Source organism: Vibrio sp. V23_P3S9T160, assembly GCF_963886625.1.
In the GTDB taxonomy this organism is placed as follows: Bacteria; Pseudomonadota; Gammaproteobacteria; order Enterobacterales; family Vibrionaceae; genus Vibrio; species Vibrio anguillarum.
Map to the genome: position 1 here is coordinate 1 of NZ_CAWPDB010000191.1, position 11,430 is coordinate 11,430.

General features: G+C 44.0%; 10 protein-coding genes and 1 pseudogene. 6 read left to right on the plus strand and 5 right to left on the minus strand.

Going from position 1 to position 11,430, the window contains the following annotated elements; genetic code table 11:
• Positions 1-25: 25 nt before the first annotated feature.
• Together tnpA and AACU59_RS17805 are read right to left on the minus strand one after the other, a co-directional pair.
• Positions 26-461, minus strand: a pseudogene (gene tnpA, locus AACU59_RS17800) (IS200/IS605 family transposase).
• A 177-nt stretch (positions 462-638) separates the two neighbouring features.
• The gene (locus AACU59_RS17805; RefSeq protein ID WP_094145153.1) at positions 639-1,880 is read right to left on the minus strand and encodes an iron-containing alcohol dehydrogenase; all 1,242 of its coding nucleotides are present in this window, start codon (positions 1,878-1,880) and stop codon (positions 639-641) included.
• Between the two features lie 294 nt (positions 1,881-2,174).
• On the opposite strand from AACU59_RS17805, the gene AACU59_RS17810 reads away from it, so the two are divergent.
• The 3 genes from AACU59_RS17810 to AACU59_RS17820 all read left to right on the plus strand — a co-directional run bounded on the left by AACU59_RS17810 (position 2,175) and on the right by AACU59_RS17820 (position 5,715).
• Positions 2,175-2,441 carry a GrxA family glutaredoxin gene (locus tag AACU59_RS17810; protein WP_094145154.1) on the plus strand — a complete coding sequence of 89 codons (267 nt, stop codon included), beginning with the start codon at positions 2,175-2,177 and terminating at the stop codon, positions 2,439-2,441.
• Positions 2,442-2,626: 185 nt separating this feature from the next.
• Entirely contained in the window at positions 2,627-4,309 is a 1,683-nt protein-coding gene (locus tag AACU59_RS17815) for an aspartate:alanine antiporter (protein WP_013857120.1), read from the plus strand.
• 302 nt (positions 4,310-4,611) lie between these two features.
• Positions 4,612-5,715, plus strand: a complete 1,104-nt coding sequence (locus AACU59_RS17820) for a phosphoribosylaminoimidazolesuccinocarboxamide synthase (RefSeq protein ID WP_017042032.1) — start codon at positions 4,612-4,614, stop codon at positions 5,713-5,715.
• Between the two features lie 50 nt (positions 5,716-5,765).
• Here the strand turns inward: AACU59_RS17820 and AACU59_RS17825 are convergent, their stop codons facing one another.
• On the minus strand, positions 5,766-6,143 hold the full coding sequence (locus tag AACU59_RS17825; RefSeq protein ID WP_176428541.1) for a transporter: 378 nt from the start codon (positions 6,141-6,143) through the stop codon (positions 5,766-5,768).
• Positions 6,144-6,581: 438 nt separating this feature from the next.
• Here AACU59_RS17825 and AACU59_RS17830 point away from each other — a divergent pair, with 438 nt between their 5' ends.
• From AACU59_RS17830 to AACU59_RS17840, 3 genes are all read left to right on the plus strand, one after another.
• A complete protein-coding gene (locus AACU59_RS17830) occupies positions 6,582-8,270 on the plus strand; it encodes an NAD-dependent malic enzyme (RefSeq protein WP_017044631.1) in 1,689 nt (562 codons plus the stop codon).
• Positions 8,271-8,331: 61 nt separating this feature from the next.
• A complete protein-coding gene (locus AACU59_RS17835) occupies positions 8,332-8,655 on the plus strand; it encodes a DUF3392 domain-containing protein (protein WP_017042030.1) in 324 nt (107 codons plus the stop codon).
• Positions 8,628-9,377: a SanA/YdcF family protein gene (locus AACU59_RS17840; protein ID WP_176428542.1), complete on the plus strand. Its 750-nt coding sequence runs from the start codon at positions 8,628-8,630 to the stop codon at positions 9,375-9,377. Before AACU59_RS17835 ends, AACU59_RS17840 begins: the two co-directional genes overlap by 28 nt.
• A 55-nt stretch (positions 9,378-9,432) precedes the next feature.
• On the opposite strand, the gene AACU59_RS17845 is transcribed toward AACU59_RS17840, so the two are convergent.
• Together AACU59_RS17845 and AACU59_RS17850 are read right to left on the minus strand one after the other, a co-directional pair.
• Positions 9,433-10,662: a cysteine desulfurase-like protein gene (locus AACU59_RS17845; RefSeq protein ID WP_443280883.1), complete on the minus strand. Its 1,230-nt coding sequence runs from the start codon at positions 10,660-10,662 to the stop codon at positions 9,433-9,435.
• Positions 10,646-11,302, minus strand: a complete 657-nt coding sequence (locus AACU59_RS17850; protein WP_161437615.1) for a 2OG-Fe dioxygenase family protein — start codon at positions 11,300-11,302, stop codon at positions 10,646-10,648. Before AACU59_RS17850 ends, AACU59_RS17845 begins: the two co-directional genes overlap by 17 nt.
• Positions 11,303-11,430: the final 128 nt, after the last annotated feature.

Genomic DNA, 11,430 nt, shown 5'->3' on the forward strand with positions numbered 1-11,430 from the left:
CCTATAAGGGGGCATCCCTGCGCTGCTAGTTTATCTTCAACTCTAACTGCGCCTCATATTCTTGATCTTTCTTGTCTTGGTGCCTTACGTAACGCCTGATGATTTCTTCATTCACACCAACTGTGTCAACAAAGTACCCCCTTGCCCAAAAATGATTACCCCAGTTTCTTTCTTATATGTGGGAACTTGTTAAACAAGCGGATTGCTGAACGCCCTTTCAATACTCCCATCAACGTTGATATCGAAACTTTTGGTGGAACTATCACAACCAAGTGAACGTGATCCGGCTGAACATTTAATTCCAAGACTTCACAATCTTTCATATTGCACAAAATATAGATTGAGCGATAAAGCTCCTTACCTACATTCCCTTTCAAGATCTTAAATCTGTATTTCGGAGTCCAAACTATATGGTATTTGCAACGCCAATATACATGTGATGAACTTCTATAATCGCCCATGTTTTTAGTTTCCTCTTACTTGTGGTGAATAAGAGGTTTACTTCTAGCATGGGCACTCCTTCGGGCAATAGCCCCAAGGTTCAATCACCACCGCCCAAGGCGGTGGTTTAGGGATGACAACAAAAATGCCGTTCACTCTTAAGTGAACGGCATTAGCTCAATTGCTCCGTTTTTTTATCAACTTTGCTTGCTGCCTTCAGGCGCGACTGGATCATGCCTAACTTCTACCTGATTGGATGAATTCGGTTGCCACTCCTCACACTCACCTTGGCACTCGCAAACTTGATTTAATATATGGATTAACCTTTCTTGTGTTAAAGGCAAAGGGTTACCTTTAATCGCGACCGACTTTAAAGCATCTAACGCCACGCGCTCAAACGACGTATTGCACACACCAAACTGGTTGAGTTTAGGCAGTTGCAATTTATCTAACATCATTTTCACCCACAACACGCCATCTTCAACGTGAACATTTGTTCTGCCAGTCACGATTTGAGCGATTTTTTTATAACGTGTAACTACATCATTTCGCCCTGCTTTTTGCGCTGCTCGAATGTTTTCTCGCATAACATGAGGGGCTAAACGCGCCGTGATCACGCTGTGTGGGGCATCAAGTTTCCCTCCCAATGCCGATGCCAAGCCATGTGCCGCACCAAGCTTTGCATTGGTAATCGCCATTCCTCCAAGCATTGCTGCAAAAGAGAGATCCGCTCGCGCTTTATGATCATCTTTTCGGCACGCTGGCAATATAGAACGACTGAGTTTGCGCAGCCCCTCTTCACACACCATATCGGTGAGTGGATTGGGTTCACCACACACATAGGCTTCCATTAAATGCGTAAAAGCATCCATTGCGCCTCTGCCAGATGTGTAACTGTCGGTACCATAGGTCAACGTGGGGTCAACAATCGCAACATCTGCCAGCATATCTGGGCTGCGCAAGCTTACTTTTACTTTGTCTTGTCCCGATTTCAACACGGCATTACGCGTGACTTCGGATCCCGTACTGGCGGTGGTTGGAATAGCAATAAATGGCAGCGGTTTTGTCTTTAACGGCACATTTCGGCCAACCACTTCCACATAATCATAAACGTTACCTTGGTTAGGAATGATTGCCGCGAGTGCCTTGCCCATATCAATCACACTACCTCCACCAATAGCAACGACCATGTCAGGTTGAAAACGCCGACCTAAAATGGCCGTTTCCTCCACCATGGTAATATTAGGTTCACCAACAATAGCTACATGCTGATAGCGCATATTCTGCATTTTCAGGTATTGAACAATAGGGACAGCTCGTTGACGTCCTTTTCCAGAAACCAATAGTACGCTATAACCATATTGATTTAGCACAGAGAGTGAATTCAATAACGCCCCTTCTCCAAAAATGATCCGCGTCGCCGTCATAAATTGGAACATTTATAGCTCCCTTTTCTCTCATCTAGATTAGCTCTGTTTAGAGTGCACCTATCGTTAAAAAAATTTTTTGATGCAGTGCAATGTGGAGCGAATAACCACATAAAAAACACAAGTTTATGCGGCATGTCACAGCCGTGCCATCGCTGATACATTCACGACATCATCAAGAGATAAGCTTGCTTTGATTAAGGAATAAGCAATAGCTTTTACCTATTGAAGCAACTGGTGATTGCCACTTTATTTCCGACCTTGGATCGGGCATAGTTGCACACAACAAGAATGAAGGAGAAAGCTATGTTCGTTGTTATTTTTGGCCGCCCTGGTTGCCCCTACTGTGTTCGCGCAAAAGAACACGCTGAAGCATTGAAATTAAAACGCGATGATTTTAACTACCGTTATGTCGATATTCACGCAGAAGGTATCAGCAAAGCTGATTTAGAAAAGACAGTGGGTAAACCCGTTGAGACTGTGCCACAAATCTTTATTGATCAAGAACACATCGGTGGCTGCACTGATTTCGAAGCTTATGCGAAAGAGCATTTAGGCTTATTCGACGAATAAAACCAAGAAACATAAAAACCCGCTGATTTTTAGCGGGTTTTTGCTATTTATAGATAAATGGCTCTTTCTCTCAAATTAAGTCAATGAAATGTCAATTGTCACAAATTTCACTTATCTTTTTGCAATATTCAGATACAATTCCCACACTTTACCTACCCCACTTGGCACACATAACGAGTTGAGCCGTGAATATCGACGTCGTACTTTTGCTTGATCAGAACCCTATTCTTCTTATTTTTGTTGTCTTAGCGATTGGCCTTGGTTTTGGCAAAATTCGTTTTGGTAGCTTACAACTGGGCAACTCTATTGGGGTGTTAATTACATCACTCATTATGGGGCACCTTGGTTTTTCCTTCAATGCTGAAGCCTTAACCATAGGTTTCATGCTGTTCATCTATTGTGTCGGCATTGAAGCTGGCCCTAACTTTTTTGGCATATTTTTCCGTGACGGAAAACATTATCTCATCTTAAGTTTAGTGGTGCTCATTACCGCCACTTGGATTACCTATTTTGGCAGTTATTATCTCGGCCTCGATTTTGGCTTAGCTGCTGGTATGATGGCAGGTGCATTAACCTCCACCCCCGTATTAGTAGGCGCACAAGATGCGTTAAACTCCGGGCTAGCCACCATTCCAAGAAATATGGATTTATCCCTTATTTTAGATAATGTTTCGGTGGGTTATGCGATGGCTTATTTAATTGGTCTTATCAGTATGATCATGTTTGCCAAGTTACTGCCTAAGCTGCAAAAACAAAACCTCTCTGATTCTGCTCAACAGATTGCTCAAGAGCGTGGATTAGGTGGTAGCGGTCAACGCAAAGTCTATTTACCCATCATCCGTGCCTATCGTGTTGGTCAAGAGTTGATCAACTGGATTGATGGGCGCAATTTACGTGAGCTTGGTATTTATCGTCAAACGGGTTGTTATATTGAACGCATTCGACGTAATGGCATTCTTGCCCATCCTGACGGTGACGCCATCTTGCAAGAAGGGGATGAAATTGCACTGGTCGGCTTCCCTGACAGCCATGCAAGGCTAGACCCTAGCTTTCGAAATGGCAAAGAGGTGTTTGATCGCAACCTACTGGATTTGCGCATCTCTGAAGAGGAAATCGTCGTAAAAAGTGACAGTATTGCCGGTAAACGCTTATCTGACCTGAATTTATCCGAATATGGCTGTTTCCTGAACCGAGTGATACGCGCACAAATTGAAATGCCAATGGACTTAGACATTGTGCTTGCCAAAGGTGATGTGCTGCAAGTTAGTGGTGAAAAAAGCCGCGTTCAAGGCTTGGCCGATAAAATCGGTTTCATCTCTATCCATAGTCAAATGGCCGATTTACTCGCTTTTTGTAGCTTCTTTATTCTCGGCATTTTGTTTGGTTTGATCACCATGACCTTTGGACAAGTCTCCTTCGGTTTAGGCAACGCAGTTGGGCTACTGCTTTCTGGTATTATGCTTGGCTTTTTACGAGCCAATCACCCCACTTTCGGCTATGTACCGCAAGGGGCATTAAATATGGTGAAAGACCTAGGTTTGATGTTCTTTATGGTAGGCATTGGCTTAAGTGCTGGCGGGAAAATGTTCCAGCACCTCTCAGAAGTGGGCGTACAAGTGATCGGCCTTGCATTTTTAGTCAGCGTGGTGCCAGTCGTCTTTGCCTATTTGGTCGGTGCGTACATTTTGAAAATGAACCGCGCGCTTCTATTTGGTGCGATTATCGGGGCACGAACTTGCGCACCAGCGATGGATATCGTTAACGACTACGCAAAATCGACCATTCCCGCATTGGGTTATGCCGGCACCTATGCTATCGCCAATATACTGATGACACTGACAGGAACTATTTTAATTTTACTCAGCTAAACCTAATAATCCTCAGTGCTACTCGCCCAAAGTCACATGTGTGGCTTTTGGCGAGCCATCGCCCCTCTATTTACTTCGCTTTTATCTCAATGTTTGCCGCTTTATCGGCTCAGAACTGCATCTTTTCTCCTGAATTCAACTCACCACTGCTTAATTTTCCAAACGAAAGGCAATCGTTTGCTTTTTATCTGGCAGCAGAAAATAGTTCTGGTATGATGCGCACAGTTTATCGATATCCTTACTAGCGTTGAGCTAAGCGATATCTTCTCTGTATGACGTTTGAAAAAGATAGGAATGTCTAAATGAGCCTTGCTGATCAAATCCTTGCCGTCAATGACGACCTCCCAATTCGCACTCACCAACCTGTTCATAGCGGCAAAGTTCGCTCTGTTTATTGGCTAACTCCAGAAGATAGCCAGCGTTTGATCAAAGAAAAAGGTTACAACGTTGCTCCTGATGCACCTTTAGCCATTATGGTAATCAGTGACCGTATTTCTGCTTTTGATTGTATCTGGCATGCCGAAGGTGGCATCAAAGGTGTACCAGGTAAGGGCGCGGCATTGAACGCGATTTCAAACCACTGGTTTAAGCTATTTCAAGAGAGCGGGTTAGCCGATAGCCATATTTTAGATATTCCCCATCCTTTTGTATGGATTGTGCAAAAAGCCAAGCCAATCAAAATTGAAGCGATTTGTCGCCAGTATATTACCGGTTCAATGTGGCGTGCTTACGAAAAAGGTGAACGAGATTTTTGTGGTATTCAATTACCAGAAAGCTTGCAGAAAGATAAAAAACTGCCAGAACTGCTCATTACACCATCAACCAAAGGCATCTTAAAAGGCATTCCCGGTGTTCCAGAAGCCGATGATGTCAATATCTCACGTCATAATATTGAAGAGAATTTTGCCGCTTTTAACTTCAGTCGTGTCGAAGATATTGCCTTGTACGAAAAGCTATTAAAAGAAGGCTTCGGCGTCATTAGCCATGCACTCTGCCAAGTAGAGCAAATTTTCGTCGATACCAAGTTTGAGTTTGGTTATGTCACCGATGCCAACGGCGTTGAGAAACTCATTTATATGGATGAAGTAGGTACGCCGGACTCTTCTCGCATCTGGGACAGCGCTTCCTATCAGCAAGGACGTATTGTGGAAAATTCGAAAGAGGGTTTTCGTCAATTCTTGCTCAACTACTTCCCTGACCCAGATATTTTACTCAACAAAGAACGGATGGCTGAGCGAGAAGCGCTTGCACGTGATAATGCGCTGCCTTTGGCTGCATTAATGGATATTTCCAACACCTATCTTGCGATTGCAGAGAAAATTGTTGGCCAACCGATCGTATTAAGCCAAAACCCAAAGCAAGAGATCATTACGATCCTGCGTTCTCAATATGGCTTGATTGACTAGTACTCAACAATAACGGGGCATTAAATATGCCCCGTTATCTGTTTATACCCTTACAGGGTGATAAGAAATTCATCTGGTTTTGTATTTTTTATCAAAGATTGGCTTTTATTTTGAATCAATTGGATCTGTTCAGAATCCAACGCATACGGCATTACTAATTTTAGCTCTTCAATCCCCTCTAATTTCGCCAATCTCACCAGTGAAATTAAATTCGCTTCATCACTACGGCGTGTTGATAACGACTTCAACGCCATTTCCCATAGGCGATCCTCTGGGCTTGCTAATTCTTTAATGCTGTCTTTCCATACCGTACCAAAAATCGGTGCAAATGACGTCATGGCTTCGAGGAATGTCCATTTCTTATTACATGACGCACCAAGAAATGTAGTGTAATCAAACACCACCCGTCTCCTTTCTTGTGTATTCATTTTGTCCCCCGACAAATTGGCAGCACACTGTACTCAATATCATCCATGATTGTTCATATAGCAATAGGATATAAAAAAACAGTCTTTTATGCCTTAAAACCGAATGGATTGGCTATATCAAAACCAGGTTTGTAACAAGGCATAAACAGACTTACTGACATATGTGTCTGATTGATTAATATTTCAAACCGTGAACAAAAAGTCGCTTTATCACTTAAAGTGATCATCGCTCAACACTACTTTTGAAATCTCTGCTTAAGGAGACCAATAGACAAAAATGTGTACATTGGCGCCCTCAGCAATTAACACGGAGAATTCTACCGTTTTTATCGGCATTCTTCAGTATTCTGTGCCATGTGTCGCCGCTCGTCTATTTACAATCTCATGAGTAAACCGTTATCATTTTTGAGTTCCCTTCTACCCTAAAATAGGCCGACAATGAATAATGATAAACGCCCTCTTTATATTCCCTATGCGGGCCCCGCTCTACTCAGCACGCCTTTGCTCAATAAAGGCAGTGCATTTTGTGCTGAAGAGCGCAGTTCCTTCAACTTAGAAGGCCTGCTTCCTGAAACGACGGAAACGATACAAGAACAAGTTGTTCGCGCATACCAACAATACTGCAGCTTTGAAAGTGATATGGATAAGCATATCTATCTGCGTAATATTCAAGATACTAACGAAACCTTATTCTATCGTTTAGTACAAAACCACATCACTGAGATGATGCCCATCATCTACACACCAACGGTGGGTGCCGCGTGTGAAAACTTTTCAAATATTTATCGTCGCGGCCGCGGTCTGTTCATTTCCTTTCCGAATCGAGATCGCATCGATGACTTACTCAATAATGCAGCGAACCATAACGTAAAAGTTATCGTAGTGACCGATGGTGAACGCATTCTCGGCTTGGGCGACCAAGGAATTGGTGGCATGGGTATTCCTATCGGCAAACTGGCACTTTATACCGCATGTGGTGGTATTAGCCCTGCTTATACTTTACCGGTCGTGCTCGATGTTGGAACCAATAACCCACAGCGCTTGGCTGACCCGATGTACATGGGCTGGCGTCACCCTCGAATTACTGGGGCTGAATATGATGCATTTGTAGAAGAGTTCATCCAAGCGGTCCAACGTCGCTGGCCTGATGCACTAATCCAATTTGAAGATTTTGCACAAAAGAACGCAATGCCACTATTAGAGCGTTATAAAAACCGTATTTGTTGTTTTAACGATGACATTCAAGGCACTGCGGCGGTAACTGTAGGTTCGCTATTGGCCGCATGCAAAGCCGCGGGCAGTCAACTCTCCGAGCAGCGTATCGCTTTTCTTGGTGCAGGCTCTGCAGGCTGTGGTATTGCCGAAGCAATCATCGCGCAAATGGTGTCAGAAGGTATTTCAGATGCTCAAGCTCGTTCTCAAGTCTATATGGTTGACCGCTGGGGTCTGCTGCAAGAAGGAATGCCTAACCTACTTGATTTCCAACAGCGCCTCGTGCAAAAAAACAAAGACACGCATGATTGGAACACAGAAGGTAATGGTTTCTCATTATTGGAAGTAATGAAAAATGGCAAGCCAACGGTGTTGGTCGGTGTTTCTGGGGCTCCGGGATTATTCAGTGAAGAGATTATCACTGAGATGCATAAACACTGCCCACGCCCGATTATTTTCCCACTATCGAACCCAACCAGCCGTGTTGAAGCGACGCCCAATGACATTATCCGTTGGACCAACGGTGAAGCACTCGTCGCCACAGGCAGCCCGTTTGCTCCCGTGTTGCATAACGGTAAAACCTACCCAATTGCGCAATGCAACAATAGCTATATTTTCCCTGGTATCGGCTTAGGCGTACTGGCGGTCAATGCTCGTCGAGTTACTGATGAGATGCTGATGGAATCAAGCCGTGCACTCGCCAACTGTTCGCCTCTGGCGCTTAATGGGCATGGTGCGTTACTTCCACCACTGGAAGCCATTCACTCCGTTTCCAAGAAAATTGCGTTTGCGGTAGCGAAAAAAGCAATTGAGCAAGGTGTTGCACTGGAGATCCCAGATGATGTGTTAGAAACCGCCATTGAGCAGCATTTTTGGCAGCCAGTATACCGCCGCTACAAACGCACTGCTTTCTAAGCTCCTACTCTGCTGCCCCTAAGCTTCGGCTGATGTTTAGGGGCTTTTTCTGTGAGTCAATATGATGAACTTTTTAGCGCCCGCAGGGCATTACTTATCACCGTATTTAACGGAGATATCAACCGCATTGATCGCTTGTTTGCTCGTAATGCTTGGTGGGGAGATTAACGCCGCGATGCGCAAGCTAATGCGCAACCAACACTTTGTCGTTCGCACATTTACGTTTATATTGATTAACGCTTTCGGCTACGGTTTGGTGATCATCAAAGCGAGCCCTTACCTTGCTCGGACACTTTCGCAGTTAGAATCAGGCATGATGTTTAGCATTATTATGCTCTGCTTTATTGCTATCGGGATCTGGGCACAAAGGAACCGTCAAATTTAGTGTTAAAATTTTCATCTTCAAATCACTCTCGCCCTGTTTGGAAAAAGCGGGTTCACACGCTGCTTCGCTACGTGTCTATACTGTTGTTCATTTCAAGCCTTTTTGTGCTTGGCATTGATCGCTGGGTCAGTTGGCAGGCCGAAAAACAAATCGTCACCGAGCAAAATCAAGTCGGTCAATTCCAAGTCGCTGTTGTACTTGGAACCAGTAAGTACTTGGGCAAGACGCTCAATGACTATTATACCCACCGAATTGAAGCCGCGATCGCTTTGTATCAACAAGGCAAGGTAAAAGGGTTTTTACTCAGTGGTGATAATGCTCACCGTTCGTACAATGAACCGTGGACGATGAAACGCGATCTGCTGCGCGCTGGAATCCCAAGTGAACATATTTACTTAGATTATGCAGGATTTCGTACTTTGGACTCCATTGTTCGCGCAAAACGTATTTTCGAAACCGACAATTTTTTGATCATCTCTCAACAATTTCATTGTGAGCGAGCACTCTTTATTGCCAACTACCATAACATTAATGCTCAGTGTTTAGCGGTTGCAGGGCCAACAACTCGTTCTGGTTTTAAAGTGAGGCTGCGTGAGGTCTTTGCTCGCACAAAAGCATTTTTAGATCTCTACATCACCAATACTCAACCTAAATTTTTAGGTCCCAAAGAGCCAATTGTGATCGAAGAGTTACCCTTAGAGCCAACCGAAGATGAAAGCTAAAAAAGGCACTGCGCCCCAGAAACCTTTCCTTCGACAGATTTCCGGGCCACTTTGGTTACGCTAGTGTGGATAAGACATCAAACAAAGCGTCAATTTCACTGCGCGTGTTGTAGTGCATAAAACCGATACGGACAACTCCACCGCTGTTTTCAAGATCTAACTGACGCACTAAACCAAGCGCATAGAAATGCCCATTCCACACACAAATATTATGCTCGCCCAATGTTTTGGCCACAAATTCTGGATGGTGATTAGCTAAGCGAATGGCAAAGGTCGGTGTACGTAGCTCACTGTTAGCCTTGGTCAGGCCATAGAGCTTAGCCGAACTCAATCCTTTAAGTTTATACAGAAAATACTCACTTAATTGGCGTTCATGCTGGTTGTATTGAATGAAACTATCGATCAAACGCTCTCTTAACGAGCCACTCGCGTCTCCCCATTGCGCCAAATATTCCACTGCAGCAATCACGCCTGCCAAACCTTCAAAACTCTGTGTACCGGTTTCAAAACGTCCTGGACCAATATTGGTTGCAGGTTCAACTTTGTAGGGTTTAAGTGCATGTAACCACTGCGAAGCGACATAAGCGATACCAACGTGTGGACCAAAAAATTTATATGCCGAACAGGTTAAAAAATCACAGCCTAATTCTTGTACATCAATTAAATGGTGCGGAGCATAGTGAACGGCATCCACATACACCATCGCGCCGATTTGATGCGCCGCATCTACAATGCGTTTAACATCGACAATAGATCCTGTGGTATTCGAAGCATAAGTGACCGCTACCAGCTTTGTTTTAGGATTGAGCAATGACAGTAAGTGCTCAATATCCAAAGTACAATCTTGTTGGTTCACCTTTACCTGGCGCACTGTAACGTGTTTATCCTGCGCCGCTTGCTGCCAACTGGAGACATTGGAGTAATGGTCAAGCGCAGTAACAATCACTTCATCGCCCGCTTGCCAATCTCGGCTAATGGCTCGACTTAGCTGAAAAGTCAACGAGGTCATATTCGCGCCAAATACAATATTTCCTGATGACTCAGCGTTCAGAAGCGCTTGAACCGACTCACGAGCCTGCTGCATTAAATCAGTGGTGATTTGGCTTGAAAAATAGTGTCCGCCCAAATTAGAGTTAAAATGGCCCAGATATTCACTCATTTTTTCTATTACCGACTTAGGTACTTGCGAGCCACCTGGACCATCTAAGAAACTTACTGACTTACCATGATATTTTTGCGACAAAGCACTAAACTGCGTACGCACTTTTTCAGGAGTGAAGATCATTTCGGCCATCCTTAGCGGTTAACACAAAAACATCCATATGACCTTCTTGCCCATGCTCAATTGAGCGAATAGGACAAGCGTTATGCCATAACTTACTGTCCGCGAGCATCGCAATCTCACCATTTTCTAACACTTTCCGAAAGAAAGGGGCTTCATGGCAGTCTTGATAAAGCATAATTTCACCGCCGACGATGTTGTGGCGATTCACCCCCACCAACGCAATATGATCAAAACCATCTTGATGGACACCTTCTGGCGCGACTTGCGTCTCATCAAACACAGCAGCAATTCGGATCTGATGGATTTCAATCTCTTGCCCATTAGGCAGACCATTCGTACCCACAAACACCTCGCACACTTCTCTCATCCCTTCACTTTGTAACGTAGAGGGTAAAATAGGATCGAAATGGCGCTTAATGTTGCCTTGAAAATGATTGATTTGATCGGTTTGCATAAAGTCATGCTTGTCCAAAGCCTCGACTTTCCCTTTACTAAATTGAACCACAGAGTAGCGCCGTAAACGATACTGACCATCAGCATGCTCCGTATGTGGTAATTGCGCAAAGGAGGGAGCAAGTTGTTGAATCGCCTTTTGACTTAATTGCGTAATCTGTAAAGTGTTTTCGTGTACAGCTAACATCACCAGCTCCTTAATTAAATTATTGGACACATTAAATTAACAATTAATTTACATTAAGGATACGCACTAATAGTGCACATTCAAGTAAAAATGAATGTTATACCTGTATGTGACTAGCAATATAAAAT